This is a genomic window from Rhizobium sp. BK049 (assembly GCF_014193135.1).
Taxonomy (GTDB): domain Bacteria; phylum Pseudomonadota; class Alphaproteobacteria; order Rhizobiales; family Rhizobiaceae; genus Rhizobium.
Window position 1 is genome coordinate 12928 of the sequence record NZ_JACHYV010000010.1, and the last position, 15876, is coordinate 28803.

At 62.1% G+C, this 15876-nt stretch carries 18 protein-coding genes; 12 read left to right on the forward strand and 6 right to left on the reverse strand.

Translation table 11 applies throughout. From position 1 onward, the window contains the following. Positions 1-2 precede the first annotated feature (2 nt). Positions 3-320 (reverse strand): hypothetical protein, encoded by a 318-nt coding sequence (locus FHT70_RS12615; RefSeq protein ID WP_210282819.1) that lies wholly within the window; start codon positions 318-320, stop codon positions 3-5. 115 nt (positions 321-435) lie between these two features. On the opposite strand from FHT70_RS12615, the gene FHT70_RS12620 reads away from it, so the two are divergent. The 4 genes from FHT70_RS12620 (at position 436) to FHT70_RS12635 (ending at position 4706) form a co-directional block, all read left to right on the forward strand. Further along, positions 436-2415, forward strand: coding sequence for a DUF4396 domain-containing protein (locus tag FHT70_RS12620; RefSeq protein ID WP_183701533.1), 1980 nt, complete (start codon positions 436-438; stop codon positions 2413-2415). Positions 2416-2503: 88 nt separating this feature from the next. Further along, positions 2504-2713, forward strand: a complete 210-nt coding sequence (locus FHT70_RS12625; RefSeq protein WP_183701536.1) for a cold-shock protein — start codon at positions 2504-2506, stop codon at positions 2711-2713. Positions 2714-3254: 541 nt separating this feature from the next. After that, entirely contained in the window at positions 3255-4337 is a 1083-nt protein-coding gene (locus FHT70_RS12630; RefSeq protein ID WP_246721824.1) for an acyltransferase, read from the forward strand. 165 nt (positions 4338-4502) lie between these two features. Continuing rightward, complete coding sequence (locus FHT70_RS12635) at positions 4503-4706, forward strand: heavy-metal-associated domain-containing protein (protein ID WP_183701542.1); 204 nt, start codon at positions 4503-4505, stop codon at positions 4704-4706. A 132-nt stretch (positions 4707-4838) separates the two neighbouring features. Here the strand turns inward: FHT70_RS12635 and FHT70_RS12640 are convergent, their stop codons facing one another. Continuing rightward, positions 4839-5510, reverse strand: coding sequence for an adenylate/guanylate cyclase domain-containing protein (locus FHT70_RS12640; RefSeq protein ID WP_210282820.1), 672 nt, complete (start codon positions 5508-5510; stop codon positions 4839-4841). 242 nt (positions 5511-5752) lie between these two features. Between FHT70_RS12640 and FHT70_RS12645 the strand changes: the two genes are divergently transcribed. Together FHT70_RS12645 and cueR are read left to right on the forward strand one after the other, a co-directional pair. After that, entirely contained in the window at positions 5753-8227 is a 2475-nt protein-coding gene (locus FHT70_RS12645) for a heavy metal translocating P-type ATPase (RefSeq protein ID WP_183701854.1), read from the forward strand. A 53-nt stretch (positions 8228-8280) separates the two neighbouring features. Then, positions 8281-8733 (forward strand): Cu(I)-responsive transcriptional regulator, encoded by a 453-nt coding sequence (gene cueR / locus FHT70_RS12650; RefSeq protein ID WP_183701545.1) that lies wholly within the window; start codon positions 8281-8283, stop codon positions 8731-8733. A 17-nt stretch (positions 8734-8750) separates the two neighbouring features. Here the strand turns inward: cueR and FHT70_RS12655 are convergent, their stop codons facing one another. From FHT70_RS12655 to FHT70_RS12665, 3 genes are all read right to left on the reverse strand, one after another. Next, positions 8751-9275 (reverse strand): cytochrome c, encoded by a 525-nt coding sequence (locus tag FHT70_RS12655; RefSeq protein ID WP_348649537.1) that lies wholly within the window; start codon positions 9273-9275, stop codon positions 8751-8753. Positions 9276-9438: 163 nt separating this feature from the next. Further along, on the reverse strand, positions 9439-9771 hold the full coding sequence (locus FHT70_RS12660; protein ID WP_183701551.1) for a four-helix bundle copper-binding protein: 333 nt from the start codon (positions 9769-9771) through the stop codon (positions 9439-9441). An 11-nt stretch (positions 9772-9782) separates the two neighbouring features. After that, a complete protein-coding gene (locus FHT70_RS12665; RefSeq protein ID WP_183701553.1) occupies positions 9783-10205 on the reverse strand; it encodes a DUF305 domain-containing protein in 423 nt (140 codons plus the stop codon). 523 nt (positions 10206-10728) lie between these two features. Between FHT70_RS12665 and FHT70_RS12670 the strand changes: the two genes are divergently transcribed. Beyond that, positions 10729-11232 (forward strand): cytochrome b/b6 domain-containing protein, encoded by a 504-nt coding sequence (locus FHT70_RS12670; protein ID WP_183701556.1) that lies wholly within the window; start codon positions 10729-10731, stop codon positions 11230-11232. Here the strand turns inward: FHT70_RS12670 and FHT70_RS12675 are convergent. After that, positions 11215-11655, reverse strand: coding sequence for a YqaA family protein (locus tag FHT70_RS12675; RefSeq protein ID WP_183701558.1), 441 nt, complete (start codon positions 11653-11655; stop codon positions 11215-11217). The genes FHT70_RS12670 and FHT70_RS12675 overlap by 18 nt on opposite strands. Before the next feature lie 155 nt (positions 11656-11810). Here FHT70_RS12675 and FHT70_RS12680 point away from each other — a divergent pair, with 155 nt between their 5' ends. The 5 genes from FHT70_RS12680 (at position 11811) to FHT70_RS12700 (ending at position 15866) form a co-directional block, all read left to right on the forward strand. Further along, positions 11811-12209: a hypothetical protein gene (locus tag FHT70_RS12680; RefSeq protein ID WP_246721825.1), complete on the forward strand. Its 399-nt coding sequence runs from the start codon at positions 11811-11813 to the stop codon at positions 12207-12209. 91 nt (positions 12210-12300) lie between these two features. Continuing rightward, positions 12301-12528: a hypothetical protein gene (locus FHT70_RS12685; RefSeq protein WP_183701561.1), complete on the forward strand. Its 228-nt coding sequence runs from the start codon at positions 12301-12303 to the stop codon at positions 12526-12528. Further along, a complete protein-coding gene (locus FHT70_RS12690) occupies positions 12525-13991 on the forward strand; it encodes a TolC family protein (protein ID WP_183701563.1) in 1467 nt (488 codons plus the stop codon). Before FHT70_RS12685 ends, FHT70_RS12690 begins: the two co-directional genes overlap by 4 nt. Before the next feature lie 13 nt (positions 13992-14004). After that, positions 14005-15351 (forward strand): copper oxidase, encoded by a 1347-nt coding sequence (locus FHT70_RS12695; protein WP_183701565.1) that lies wholly within the window; start codon positions 14005-14007, stop codon positions 15349-15351. Between the two features lie 35 nt (positions 15352-15386). Next, on the forward strand, positions 15387-15866 hold the full coding sequence (locus FHT70_RS12700) for a plastocyanin/azurin family copper-binding protein (RefSeq protein ID WP_183701568.1): 480 nt from the start codon (positions 15387-15389) through the stop codon (positions 15864-15866). The last annotated feature ends 10 nt before the right edge of the window (positions 15867-15876 follow it).

The window sequence follows — 15876 nt, forward strand, 5'->3', positions numbered from 1 at the left end:
AATCAGACGGAAGCGATGGGAGGACGCTGTTCGACAGGTTCTTGAGCGCCTACAAAGGCAACGGAAGGGGCGACGACGTACGAGATGGCGTCGGAGTGAGAATAAAGGAGTTCCGAAGCCCTTGAGACGATGCCGTCCTGCTGGCAGTGCGTCCCTAAAACTGATCGGCCGTCGCCGCGATGGTGGCCGTCCGCGGTCGCAGCGACGCTGACGACTGCCGGGCGGGCATGGCTGTGATCCGCAGACGCAGGGATGCAGGGCGCGGCAAGCGAACCCAGCAGCATCACGGCTGCGACAAGCATGTTGATCACCAGGCGCATCGAATCGTTCCTTCGCAGGGCGATCCCTGCTTCAGCGGCGCCATAATGGTGAAGTTCGCCTTTCCGGTCAACGAAAGGGCCCTAGTTTCCACTCGCAAGCTCTCTTGACCTTCCAATGGTGACAAGCCTCAACCTGTCGAAACAACGTCCAGGAGAACTGCTGTTGTTCATCCAGCCCGTCGACTATCTCCTTGCCGCCTGGTTGTTCCTCGCGGCGCTGAGTACCGCCTACGTCGCCTGGGACCAGTTCCGGAACAACCCCGAACCCGCCGTCATGAAGTGGGGCTTCGTTCTGGTGACCCTATACCTCGGTCCGGTCGGCCTTCTGCTCTACGTCCTGGCGGACAAGGAACCCCGGCCGGACACCCACGAGGACTTCGTAAAACCGCTGTGGAAGCAGGGGATCGGCAGCACCATCCACTGCGTCGCCGGCGATGCGACCGGAATCATCATCGCTGCGGTGATCACCGCGATCGCGGGTCTGCCGATGTGGCTGGACATTATCGTCGAGTACGTTGCTGGATTCGCCGTCGGTCTGTTCGTCTTCCAGGCGCTCTTCATGAAGAACATGATGGGCGGAAGCTATTGGCAGAACGTCCGCGGCTCCTTCATGCCAGAATTCATCAGCATGAACGCGATGATGGCGGGCATGGCCCCGGTGATGGCAATCCTTATGATGGGCCGGGATATGCGGGCCATGTGGCCGGGCGAGATGCTCTTCTGGGGCGTCATGGCTTTCGGGATCGGAATCGGGTTCGCAGTCGCCTACCCCTTCAACGTCTGGCTGGTCCTGAAGGAGCTGAAACATGGATTGATGACGGCGCGCAGCGGGGAACATGGAGAAGCGGTCGGCCAGGCGCCATCAAAGGATTCGGCCAGCCGCATGAGCATGGGCCATCTATCGGAACCCGACCACTCCGGGCACACTCCATCTGCATCCCCTGGCAGCCAGCATGGAAGGAAGCTGCCCCCGGCCCTCGCCCCCACCCGGACCCAGCTCGCGACGATGGCGGGCTTCACCCTGATCATGCTGGTTGGCGGCTACGCTTATCCGTTTACACTGGTCAACATGCGTCTCAGTGCCCACGACGTCGGAAGGTCGATCATGGCGCCTGGGATGATCATGACATTCGACACACCCGCGGGTGCCATGAAGGACATGGCGGCCGTCGACCCGCGCGACGTAAGCTTCGAGGCCGCCGCCGACGCCCGCGGCGCTTCCGTCCTGGAGCCCCGGATGGAAGGCGGTGTGAAGGTGTTCGACCTCACGGCCTCCGTCATCCGCTGGACAATCCTTCCGGGCGTGACGGTCGATGCCTACGCCTACAACGGCCAGGTGCCGGGTCCGACGCTCCGCGTCACCGAAGGCGACCGCGTCCGGATCAACGTCCGGAAAGAGCTGCCCGAGAGCACGACAGTGCATTGGCACGGCCTCGTCCTGCCGAACGAAATGGACGGCCCGGCGGAGATCACCCAAAGACCCATAGAACCGGGAGAGACCTTCTCGTATGAATACACGGTCGGCCAGCGCGGCACCTACTTCTACCACACGCACGACCACGTCGACCGCCAGCAGGCGCTCGGTCTCTACGGAGCGCTGATCATCGATCCGAAGAACCCGGCTGACGCGCTGCCCGCCGACGCTGAGTACGTGGTGCAGCTTCAGGAATGGATCAAGCGTGACTGGCTCACCTTCCCGGCCATGCCGATGGAAGGGGCGCTTCCGAACTACTTCACGATCAATGGCAAGGCCTATCCCGCGACGGAAACGGTCCGTATGAATGTCGGCGAGACCTTGAAGGTGCGGTTCATCGGATCCAACACGACGGCCATACACCCGATGCATATCCACGGCGGCCCTTTCGAGGTCGTCGCGGTCGACGGCGAGACGCTGGCGCAATCCGCAAGGTACCTGGCCGATACGGTCAACGTCGCGCCAGGCCAGCGATACGATGTTCTCTGGCGGGCGCGAAAACCAGGGAAGTGGCTGATCCACTGCCATATCTCGCATCATACGACGAACAACAACGTCGAAACGGAGGGCGGCGGCGGGCTGATGGTCGTCATAGACGTCGCGACCGGACAGGCTGGATGACTGGCGTCGTGATCGCCTAGCCGCTTGCCAACGCATCCGCGATCTTCCAATGTCCGTCTGCTGGGATGCTACACATGAGGATCGGAGTTTGCCTACCGGTACAGTAAAGTGGTTCAATCAGGACAAGGGTTTCGGCTTCATCCAGCCGGACGACGGATCGACCGACGCATTCGTCCACATATCGGCCGTTCAGCGCTCGGGTCTCTCCGGATTGAAGGAAGGCCAGAAGGTCAGCTACGAGATCGTTCAGGATCGGCGATCAGGAAAGTCTTCTGCCGACAACCTGAAGGTTCTTTAGGACGAGCGGACGTCGGCGTGTCTCGGTCGACGCCGACTGGAGGGAGGTCGCCACGTCCGGCAAGAAGAAGCGCGGCCGTTTCAATATCGCTCTTGTTCGGGCGCATCGCCTCCGCCAGAAGCGAGGGGTGCGTACCGGTGTCCTGGAAAGGGCAAATGCCAGATCGCGATGATGGCGGCGGCCTTTGTCGTCGCCTTCCACGCCTCCGTCGTTCGTCACACCCTCTTCCATGGCTAGTAGCGACGGCGTGGCTGTCCGCTTCGCGACACCGTCGAATTTTACGAAAAATTTAGGTTAATTTTATCGATCTGAAGGTGCGTGTTTCGATCTGAAAAAAGAAAGCTACAACTTTCACTGGCACGTCCCCGGCATGCCCAAATCCCTTCAGACAGACCCACGGATCGTCGCAATGAATATGATTGCCAATTCGGATTCCGCATATTTTCCTTCGGCACAAAGTCTCTCATCTCAAACCACTGGGAAGGTGCAAACGAGGGCAGTCGGCCCCGATGTCCTGCGATCATTGGCGATCCTCCTCGTCATGCTCGTGCACCTCCCAGTCGAGGCGACGCCGTCCATGCTCGTCGCCGTCCGCAACTACGCATGGGTCGGCGTCGACATCTTCTTCGTTCTCAGCGGCTTCCTGATCGGAACCCAGCTCTTCAAGGAGGTCTCCCGGACGGGAGGCGTGGACCTGAAGTCCTTCTATCTCCGTCGAGCCTTCCGTATCTTCCCGGCGTTCTTCGTTGTTCTTGGCCTCTACGCCGCCTTTCCTGTGCTTCGAGATGCCCCGACGATGCAATCGTTCTGGAGCTTCGCGACCCTCACCGTGAACTTTGACTTCGACCCACGCATAGGCCGTGCCTTTACGCAGGCGTGGTCGCTTTGCGTGGAGGAGCATTTCTATCTGGTTCTGCCGTTGCTCACGTTGCTCCTGCATCGGCGGATCGGCATCCGCCGGGTGCTCCTCATTGCTTCGGCAATGGCGATTGCGGGAATGATCCTTCGATACGCAATCTGGGAAGGACAGGTCGGCGTCCTCGTCGACGCTGGCAAGCTGAGAGATGCCTTCGCCGTCTATCTCAGAGACGTGTACTACCCGACCTACACCCGTCTGGACGGCCTGATGTTTGGCGTGATCCTGGCTGCAGCCAGATTTTTCAGACCGGAACTCTATAAGCGCTACGCGCCTCCTCGTGCGGCGCTGCCGATGGGGGTCGGCCTTGTTGCCACTGCCGTGGTCCTCTTTTCGATCCGAGGGCCGCTGGAAGGAACCAATCTCTTTCTCGTGTTCCAGGCGCAACTCGGTTCGGTGGCCGGATTCCCGCTCGTCTCGATCGGGATCGCGCTCATTCTCGGCGCTATGCTTGACTTGGAACATGTTCTGAAACGATGGCCGCTTCCGGGTGCCGCGGTCGTCGCCACCTTGTCATACAGCCTCTATCTGACCCATAAGTCGGCCTTTCATGTCGACAGGCTAGTTTTTGGGGAGGAGAACCTGCAGGGCGGCATCGGCTTCGCGGTCTATCTGATCACCAGCTTCACCATAGCGGTTGTGCTGTGGTTCTGCGTCGAGAGGACTTTCCTTCTCCTCCGCGACCGAATTCTCTCTTCCGGCCGATGACCTTAATTCCAGCTTCGGCCGACGGCGCGGCGGACGACATCGACGCGGCCGCAGGCGCTCTATTGGTCGCCGTCGAAGCTGCGCACTGCTTTTACGAGCGACGGTCTTGACCTTCCCATGGTTGGAAGCCCCATATCGGGGTAGTCAACCGATTAGGAGAACATGATGTACGAATTCGAAATCCAGAACATGACCTGCGGCCATTGCGCAAGCACGGTGGAGAAGGCGATCAAGGCAGCCGATCCGGAAGCTTCCGCCACTGTCGATCTTGCAGCTAGGACTGCCAAGGTCGAAACCCAGATCGACCCAGCCGCGATCAATGCCGCGATTGAGAACGCGGGCTACCCAACCATCTTCAGGCGGATTTGATTTTCGTCGCGGCGCCGGATTAGCCGGGGTTCCGCACGGAGCTCCCCGGCCAATCCCTTACGTTGGACGATAACAGCACGAGCGCCCCGTGATCTTGAATGGACCCTGCGAAGAACATCGTGTCCGCTTCGCTCACCGTGGCAGTTCATAGGTCTGCGGCGACCGTCGATACGCTTCTTCGCACCGCGGAGAGCAAAACCACGGCCCTTGCGGGGCGGCCCGCCTGTAAGCCGAATAGGGCGCATGCATCTTGCACACCGGATCAATCCAGGCCGGGTCGGCCGACGGAGCAAGCTCGATCTCGTAGAGAGGAACCTCGTCGGCAACCGATCTGAGCGCGACCATCCCGAGATCCCGCACTACGATGCCTCTGGCGACAGCCGCCTCGGCGACGGGTCGAGTGGCAAGCAGTTGACCGGGTGATGCGAGGGCCGCGATTCGAGCTGCAATGTTGACAGTCGATCCAAATAGGTCGCCTTCTCTGCGGACGACCGGTCCATGGTTCAGCCCCGTCCGAGTAAGCGGGAGCCGGGGTTCTTTACGGCACGCCTGTAACAGCGTTCCGAGCACCTGGATCGCCGTATCGGGCTCGGGAAACGAGAGCATCGCCTCATCGCCGATCCATTTGATCGGCGGCTCGTAGCCGCTGAGTGCGTCGCGAACCATGCGCTCGAAGACCTCAAGCACGTCAAGCGCGGTCCCGTCTCCATAAACGTCCGCGATAGCGCTGAATCCCGCAATATCTATGAACGCGACGGTGGCCGACGTGCCGGAATCCTGTCGCTGCCTCACGTCGCTCCTCATCGCGGCTCCCACTGGTGCTTCCCTTAACTTTGAGCAATCGTGCCCGGCTGTAACCGCTAGCACATTTCCGCATGTCGACACACTGAGCCGACGCGATCGCGACAGCCCTTTAGTGCCGCACGCAGCCGCGACCTCGGCGCCACGACTACGAAGAATTTCTGAAACCATCGCCAGCAGAGGCTATTGACCTTCCCATCATGGGAAGGATTACCTATCTGTGCAGTTCAATGCGAGATCGTCCCATGACTGCCATATCACAGATCGAAAAAAAGACCGCATCGCCCATTCCGACCGAGTTCGGGATCGAGGGCATGTCGTGCGCCTCGTGCGTCGCCAGAGTGGAGCGGGCGATCAAGACAGTATCCGGCGTCGACACGGCGTCGGTCAACCTCGCGACCGAACGTGCGACCGTGACGTTCAAGGACAGAGTGGACGCGACCGCCGTCCTGCAAGCCATCGAAGGCGCAGGCTACGAGGCCCGGATCGAGACGGTGGAGATGCTTGTCGAGGGCATGACCTGCGCCTCATGCGTCTCACGCGTCGAGCGCGCGCTGAAAACCGTGCCAGGCGTGGTCGACGCGGTCGTCAATCTGGCGACCGAGAAGGCGACCGTCCGCTACGCGGCGGGTGCGGCATCCGTCCGCGCTCTGGAGGACGCCATCCGCACAGCCGGATATGAGCCCAGATCCGCAAGCCGCACAGAAGTGGTCGACGCTACGGATCGCCGCGACGCCGAGAGACAGTCGCTCGCGCTCCGGCTCGGCCTTTCCGCCATTCTCACGCTGCCGCTGTTCGCGATCGAAATGGGTTCGCACTTCATACCGGGCGTCCACGAGTTGGTTATGGAGAACATCGGGATGCGGGAGAGCCTCTACCTGCAGTTCGTGCTTGCGACCGTCGTCCTGTTCGGGCCAGGACTGGCGTTCTTCCGCAAGGGCTTGCCCAATCTCCTACGGCTGGCGCCCGACATGAATTCGCTCGTGGCGCTGGGGACCTCGGCGGCCTGGGCGTACTCCGTAGTCGCTACATTCGTGCCCGCCGCGCTGCCCGCAGGAACCGTGAACGTCTACTACGAGGCCGCGGCCGTCATCGTGACCCTCATTCTGCTCGGGCGCTACCTCGAGGCGCGCGCGAAGGGGAAGACGAGCCAGGCCATCAAGCGCCTGCTCGGCCTGCAGGCAAAGACAGCCTTCGTGGAACGGTCCGGAACATTCGTCGAGATTGAAATAGACGCGGTCGTAGTTGGCGACGTGATCCGCATCCGTCCTGGCGAGAAGGTTCCGGTGGACGGCACGGTGGTTTCCGGAGCATCCTACGTCGACGAGGCCATGATCACCGGAGAGCCTGTCCCTGTCTCGAAATCCGTTGGAAGCGAAGTGGTCGGCGGCACGATCAACAAGACTGGCTCGTTCACGTTCCGAGCAAAGAAGGTCGGTGCAGACACCGTGCTCGCGCAGATCGTCCGGATGGTCGAGGCCGCGCAGGGATCCAAGCTGCCGATCCAGGCTTTGGTGGATAGGGTGACGGGCTGGTTCGTCCCCGCCGTCATCGTCGCCGCGCTGCTGACCTTCGGCGCGTGGATGATCCTCGGCCCCTCCCCGGCGCTGAGCTTCGCGCTTGTCAACGCCGTCGCCGTCCTAATCATTGCCTGCCCGTGCGCGATGGGCCTTGCGACGCCCACCTCGATCATGGTTGGTACCGGCCGCGCGGCCGAACTCGGAATCCTGTTCCGCAAGGGCGAAGCGCTGCAGAGCCTGCGCGAGGCCCGGATCGTCGCCCTGGACAAGACCGGAACGCTGACGAAGGGCAAGCCGGAGCTGACCGACTTCCGGGTCTCGGACGACTTCCGGCGCGAGGACGTGCTTGCCTGGGTGGCAAGTCTCGAGGCGCTGTCGGAGCATCCGATCGCGGAAGCCATCGTCAAGGCCGCCAGAGCGGAGGGACTGGCACTTGGCGGCGTGGAGGGCTTCGAGGCGTATCCGGGATATGGCGTGAAAGGATTCGTCGCCGATAGGTCGCTGCTCGTGGGCGCCGATAGGGCGTTGGCTCGCGAAGGTGTCTCCGTAGAAGGATTCGCCGTCGTCGCCGAGGAACTCTCCGGCAGGGGCGGATCGCCGCTCTACGTTGCCGTTGACCGCCGGCTTGCGGCGATCATCGCCGTTTCGGACCCGATCAAGGAAACGACGCCCGAGGCGATCAAAGCCCTGCATACACTGGGGCTCGAAGTGGCGATGATCACCGGAGACAACCGTCGCACCGCGGAGGCTGTCGCCGCCCAGCTCGGCATCGACCGGGTGATTGCGGAGGTGCGTCCGGAAGGCAAGGTGGAGGCCGTCAAGCGGCTTCGCGAAGGTGGCAAGGTCGCCTTTGTAGGCGACGGCATCAACGACGCCCCCGCACTTACGGAAGCGGACGTGGGTCTCGCCGTCGGCACGGGCACCGACATCGCGATCGAGAGCGCCGACGTCGTGCTGATGTCCGGAGACCTAACCGCCGTCGTCAGGGCCGTCGGGCTGAGCCGCGCGACGATCCGGAACATCAAGCAGAACCTGTTCTGGGCCTTCGTCTACAACGCCAGCCTCGTCCCCGTTGCGGCCGGCCTTCTCTATCCGGTCAACGGCACCCTGCTGTCGCCCATCTTCGCCGCCGGAGCCATGGCCATGTCGAGCGTGTTCGTCCTTGGAAACGCCCTTCGACTTCGCCGTATCCAACCTTGAAGAACTTGGAGCATCGCCGTCGGCGGCGCTCCATACGTCGACAGGAGCACAGAATGAACATTGGAGAAGCCGCAAAGGCGAGCGGAGTTTCCGCCAAAATGATCCGGTATTACGAGCAGATCGGACTGATCACGCCCGCGCACAGGACACAGTCCAGCTACCGGACCTACACCGACAACGACGTCCACACGCTCCGTTTCGTCCGCGGAGCGCGCGACCTGGGCTTCTCGGTCGAGCAGATGAGAACGCTGCTGGCGCTTTGGCGTGACCGGACGCGGGCCAGCGCCGACGTGAAGGCGATCGCGCTGGAACACGTCGCCGAGTTGGAACGGAAGGCGGCGGCGATCATTGCGATGACCAAAACGCTCAAGCACCTCGCCAGCCACTGCCACGGCGACGAGCGGCCCGATTGTCCGATTATCGACGAGATTGCCAACTCCGGCGCAGGGAGCGACCTGCCTTCTATCGATGCGAAATTCGGCGTCAACGGGCTCAGGGCCGATTAGCAAACGCATCCGCACCCTCACCGGTGGATCCTGAACGCCGCGTGGCACGTCGTGCAGGTCTGCAGCATCAGGTGGAAGACGTGCTCTGCGGGGATCGAGGACAGTTCCGCCTCGCTCCGGACGTGAATCCCAAGCGGCCCTCCGCCCATCGGTTCGCCGGGCTTCATCCGCATTTGCTCGGTCATCGGGCCTGGGTTTGCTTCACCCGCTGCGTCGAGCGCCAGTGCATAGTTCCGCAGGTCATCGGCGAGACGGTCGAAGCGGTTGCGCTCCTGCACGATGTCCGGTTTCGCCTTCGACCTCGGATCGTCCATACCGTCGGCGAAGTGGCCGGCCAGTACCGAGCCGGACCGGTCCACGATGACGTCGGCCGCCCGCTTGAACTCCGTCGATGAATAGGATTCGGGAGCCCGGAACATATCTGAGACGGTCTTTGCTGCGTCGGACATCGCCTTCATGTCGGCCTGACGGAGCGCGACGATATCGTCTGACGGAGGCGCTGACGAGGCGGGTACGGACGTGGCTGCAACGAATCCCAGGATGAGAGCCGATCTTGAAATGATCAAAGGAACCTCACGCAGATGATGAGCCGATCGTGACGACCTGTTTTGGTGCTGTCTCGAAGACATCGCCGAAGCGTGGTCGACGGGCCGTTGTATCATTGCGAAGTTGAGCGAAAAGAGGGCGCGGTGCGCCCTCTCCCAATTACGCCGCCATCTTGCGGCAGCTCTCTGCGCAGCGGCGACAGGAGTCGACGCAGCTCTGCATGTCGCCGATCCGCTCGCAGTCATCGGCGCACTGGGCGCAGATTTCGGCGCATTCGCGGCAGACATGCTTGTGGTGCTCCGAACCGATCAGCATGAAATGCGCCGAGGTCCGGCAGATCTCCGCGCAAGCCATCATCAGCTTGAAGTGCGGGGGCTTGGTGTGCTCCCCGCCCAGTTCCAGGCAATGGCCCATGGCCATCGAAAGGCATTCGCTATAGCAGGCCAGGCAATTGTCGATGCAGGCCTTCATCTCGGTTGACATGTGATGCATGGCGGAACCTCCTATTTGACTTCCTTGTCCACCCATTTGGACATCTCTTCGATTTCCTTTTTCTGGGCTTCGATGACCTTCTGGGCCATCTGCTTGGCCTCGTCGTTGTCGCCGTACTTGAGCTCGACCTCGGACATGCTGATTGCGCCCATGTGATGGGCGATCATGCCGCAGACAAAGGAGACGTCGGCGTCCTTCTTCATCATTCCCTGCATCATGTTCATACCCATGTTCTTCATGCCGTCCATCGACGCCTTCTGGTAGTCGGTCATCTCACCGGTCGGCATGCCATCCATCGACATGTCGGTCTTCGACATGTCCATGCCCTGGGACTTGCATTTCTCCGGGTAGGCCATCGTCGACTGGGCGAAAGTGGTTGACGGGAGGGCAAGGAATGCGGCTGCGCACAGGGCAAGGCTGGTGAACGTCTTCATGTTTCAATCTCCGAAATCTGGTTGAGTTGGTGGGTGGGTCTCAGCCTGGCGGAGACCGGGGCGGCGGATCGATCGCGCGTATCAGCAGCAGCGGCCGATGGACGGACGGCACACTTTCATGCGGTCCCCGTTCGAAACGCGGAGCGGAGGCGACCACGGATTCAGAAAGGATGGGGCAGCAGTGCGTTGCCGAACAGCACCCAGTCCGCGGACCGCACGCATCTCCGCCGGAGCGATGATGCCCCGCGGCAATGGCGCAGTCCTGGTGTTGAATAGCGGCCGACGCTGCGGCCATGCCGAAAGGATTCGCCGTCACCAGAAGAGCGACGAGGATAATCTGGACGTGGCGGAAGATAGTCCCAAGTCTCATTCGGCCGGGTTCCCCTTCCGCCTTACAACCGCGCGGCGGCAGAAATGTTCCAGGCATCCGATGATCCGCACGCCGTAGCGTTCAGACCAACTGGCGATGAGGAAAGCGTTAACCGCGGCCGGCTAGTCTGCTCCCCTCACGCGGGGAGCATCGATGAAAGGCGGCTATTCGCTGGTCCAGATAGGACTTCACTGGCTGGTCGCCCTCCTGGTGCCGGTCCAGTACCTGACGGGCGGCAGCATCGAGAGAACCCACCACGCCGTCCACATGGGTGTCACGCCGTCGTACTGGGACGTCGTCCAGCACCACCTCCACAACTACGCAGGCATGGCGATCGGCCTGCTGATGGCCGTGAGGCTGATTCTACGTATCCTGCAGCCGACCGAAGCCATCATACCAGGCACATGGACCGGACGCGTGGCCACGGCACTTCATCACGCCTTCTACGCGGCGATCATCGCGCAGGCCTGCATGGGATTCGTCGCAAGCTACTTCTGGTTCGGGATCGCGCCGTACCACGTCGCCGGGTCGAGGATCATCCTGGCGATGGTCGCGCTGCACGTCGCCGCGGCGGCCTGGCACACGCTCGTCGCCCGCGACGAGACGGTCGACAGGATGGTCTTCCCACGCCGGAAGCGGTCAGCCCAGGAACTGTAGAGTGGCCAGCGTCAAGACCATGTAGCGGCCCGTCTTGGCGACGAAGACCAGGATCGTGAACGGAAGCAGCGGCTCCCTGAGCACCCCGGCGACAACCGTGAGCGCGTCTCCAAACACGGGCATCCAGGAAAACAGCAGCGTCCACTTCCCGTATTTCCGGTACCAGCGGGAAGAACGTTCGAGCGCCTCCGCCCCGACCGGAAACCAGCGCCGGTCCCGAAACCTTTCGATGCCGCGGCCGAGAAACCAATTGACGACGCTTCCGAGTGTGTTTCCCACGCTGGCGACGGCGAGCAGTACCGGGACGGAGAACTTGCCCGAGAGAAGAAGGCCGACCAGCACAGGTTCCGACTGCATCGGCAGTATCGTGGCCGCGCCGAAGGCTGCGATGAAAAGGCCGAAGTAGGATGCGAAGTCGATCATTGCGAGGAAACAATCCTTATTGACCTTGCCACCGTTGGAAGCCCTAAGCGTCCAAAAGTGATGTTCGCGTCACATAAAGGACTCGAACATCGACGAGACATAGGTGCTAATTGAAATGGCGCTGCTTTGCATGTAGTTCGTTGGGAATGGGCAAGATGTACCGAATCACAGTGAGCAGGCTGCTCGTGTTGATGAGGCTGGTGATCATCGTATCACTGGCGGGGTACTCGATGTCGAACGCCTACGCGGCGATGCACGGCTCGCCGTTCCCAGATCTGAAGGCGGTCGTCTCGGACGTGACGCAGGCCCACGAGGGCCACGACATGACGGAGGCGGCCCATCACGGCCACTCGCACGGCGACATGTCTGACGATGGCGATGGCGCTTCAAAGCTCGTCAAGCAGGAGTGCTGCAAGGACTTCTGCGGCGGGCTTGGCATCGTTTGTGAAGGTCCCGACGTCGGCGGACCCGTCGTGACCTCGATCCGGCAGTTCGCCGATGACCGGACGACCGTTGGCGAACTGCCGTCACTCGACCGCCCCCCGAATATCTGAATAGAGACGCACCCGCTTGACCGGGTCCGGTCGGTCGCCTGCCCTGATTTGGCGGGCGCCCGCAGGTTATCTCTTATTCGGAAAATTCATAATGAAACCCTCGCTTTTTGTGGTGGGGCTGCCGCTTGTCATCGGCGGCTGCACATCCACGCTTCCTCCCGACGTGTTGGCGTCCTCCGCCGCGGTCGAGCAGCCTTCCGCGCGCCCGGTCGCCTATCGTTCGCCGATCTCGGGATACGTCTCCAGACAGCCGGTTGATCCCAAGCCATGGCGGCGACAGAACGATCTGCAGGCTCCGGCGAAGGGAGACGCCCAATGATCGGCTGCAGAAGACTGATCGCGACGCTGGCATTCCCGTTGGTCTTGAGCGGCTGCGTCACAGGAGCCGAGTATTCCAGCAAGGAGGCGGGCTTCACTCCGGTTGCCAACAAGACCGCAACCGTCACGGCGAAGCAGACCGTCTGGATCCAGAACCAGAACCAGGCCCGCTCGGTCGCCGCTGAGGTCAAGAACCTGCTGGCGCGAAGGAAGGTCCTCGACGTCGAGACGGCCGTCCAGGTCGCCCTGCTCAACAACAGGGGCCTTCAGGCGGCCTACGCCGATCTCGGCGACAGTGCGGCCGATGCCTGGCAGTCGACGATGTTCATCAACCCGACCGTCTCCATCGGCACGACGGGCATGGGCACGCCGGGACTGGAGGCGTTCGAGACCATCGAGGGGATGATCGCGACGAACATCCTGGCGCTTGCGACAAGGAACCGGGACATAGCGATCGCGGACACCCGCTTTCGGCAGGCGCAACTGACCGCCGCCGTGAGAACGCTCCAGGTCGCCGCCGACACGCGGCGTGCCTGGATCGGGGCGGTGGCGGCCTGGGAGAACGTCGGGCAGCTCCAGCGCGCCCAGGCGACTGCGGACGCCGCGTCCGAACTTGCAGAAAAGCTGGGCGAGACCGGTGCGATGACCAAGGGCGCCCAGGCGCGGGAGCATGTGTTCGTCGCCGAGCTCGCTGGAGAGACGGCAAAGGCCCGCCTGGCCGCACGTCTCGCAAAGGAGGAGCTGACGCGGCTGATGGGTCTCTGGGGCACCGACCTGGACTACCAGGTTCCGAACAGCCTGCCGCCGCTTCCGAAGTCCGTTGTCAGACGCGATACGATCGAGGCCGAGGCTCTGAGGAATCGCATCGACCTTCAGGTGGCGAAGCTCGAACTGCAGGCGACAGCCAAGTCCTACGGGCTCACCGAAGCGACCCGCTATGTCACCGATCTCGAAATCCTGACGGGATTCGAAACGGAACGTGAGATCGAGGACGACGAGAAGACCACCAGGACGACCGGCCAGGTCGAACTGGAATTCGCGATTCCGATCTTCGATACAGGCAAGGCCCGAATGCGCAAGGCCGAGCTGGCCTATATGCGCGCGGCAAACCAGCTCGCGGAGAAGGCCGTCAACGTCCGTTCGGAAGCACGCTCCGCATACGAGGCGTACCGCTCGAACTACGACATCGCGCGGCACTATCGCAACAATGTCGTGCCCCTGCGCACCAAGGTCGAGGAAGAATCCCTGCTGACCTATAACGGCATGATCTCGAACACCTTCGAGCTGCTCACCGACACGCGCGACAAAATCAACTCCATCCTGCTCTCCGTCAACGCCAAGCGCGATTTCTGGCTCGCCGAGGCCAACCTCGCGCCTGCGATCTACGGCGGTGGCGCGACGAACGCGTCGGCAGAGACCGAGGTCGCCGCTGCTTCCGCAAGCAGCGGTGGCGGCGGCCATTGAGAAGGACATCACCATGATCAACAGAAGACAATTGTTCGGTGCGAGTGCGGCCCTTCTGGCGGCCGGAGCCTGGACGAAGACATCGGCGATGGGCCTGCCCGACGCCCCGACGATGGAATCGGCGGACATGCAGCCGCCGCTTCATCCGACCTCCGGTCCGGACTACCAGCCCGTCGTCACCCTCAACGGCTGGACACTTCCGCATCGGATGAACAACGGCGTCAAGGAGTTCCACCTCGTCGCCGAGCCGGTCGAACGCGAGATGGCCGACGGCATGACCGCCTATCTCTGGGGCTACAATGGCCAGTCGCCAGGCCCGACCATCGAGGCCGTCGAGGGCGACCGCGTCCGCATCTTCGTCACCAACAAGCTTCCCGAGCATACGACGATCCACTGGCACGGCATGATCCTGCCGTCGGGCATGGACGGCGTCGGCGGCCTGACGCAGCCGCACATCCCGGTCGGCAAGACATTCGTCTACGAGTTCGACCTCGTGAAATCTGGCACCTTCATGTACCACCCGCATTCCGACGAGATGGTGCAGATGGCCATGGGCATGATGGGCTTCTTCGTCGTCCATCCCAAGGACCCGACGTTCATGCGCGTCGACCGTGACTTCGTCTTCCTGCTCAACGCCTACGACATCGACCCCGGCTCCTACGTGCCGAGGATCATGGAGATGACCGACTTCAACATGTGGTGCTGGAACAGCCGGGTGTTTCCCGACATCAGCCCGCTCGTCGTCTCCAAGAATGATCGCGTGCGCGTGCGCGTCGGCAACCTGACGATGACCAACCATCCGATCCATATGCATGGCTACGACTTCGAGGTTACCTGCACGGATGGCGGCTGGGTCCGCCCCGAGGCGCGCTGGCCGGAGGTCAGCATCGATATCCCCGTCGGCGCCATGCGTGCCTACGAGTTCGATGCGAAATACCTCGGCGACTGGGCGATTCATTGCCACAAGTCGCACCACACGATGAACGCCATGGGCCACGACATCCCGACCTTCATCGGTGCGGACAAGTCGAAGCTCGCCGAGAAGATCAGGAAACTTCAGCCGGACTACATGCCCATGGGCACCAAGGGCATGGCCGACATGGGTGAAATGGAAATGCCCATTCCCGAGAACACCATCCCGATGATGACCGGCTGGGGGCCTCACGGCCCGATCGAGATGGGCGGCATGTTCTCGGTCGTGAAGGTCCGCGAGGGCATCTCGGCGGACGATTACTCCGATCCGGGCTGGTACGAGAACCCGCCCGGGACGCAGGCCTGGGAGTGGACGGGCGAACTACCGGACGCGACCAAAGCCAAAGACGCGAAGACGCAAATCACGCCGAAGCCGACGAACGGCTGAAGCTCAATCTCCCACTTCAAAAGAAGGATTCACGCATGAAGAACTATGTACTGGCGCTGGCACTCGCGGCGCTCGCGACTCCCGCCCTCGCCTCCGGAAACCACGCTGGCGGCCACGGTGAGAAGATGGCGGTCGGCGAGCCTGGCGACAAAACCAAGGCGACACAGACGATCCGCGTCACGATGAAGGAAACCGACGACGGTAAGATGTTGTTCACGCCCGCCGTCTTCAACGTCCGCAAGGGGCAGACGGTCAAGATCGCGATCAAGAATGCCGGAACCGTCGACCACGAGTTCGTGCTCGATCAGGAGGACAAGATCCTCGAGCACAAGAAGGTCATGGAGAAGTTCCCGGAAATGGAACACGCCGACCCCAATACCATTCGCCTTCCGGCCGGTCAGTCCGGCGAGATCGTCTGGAAGTTCACCACCGACGGCGCGTTCAAGTTCGCCTGCCTGATCCCCGGCCACTACGAAGCCGGCATGCACGGCGATGTCAGCGTCGCCGGGAAATAATTTCAACAAG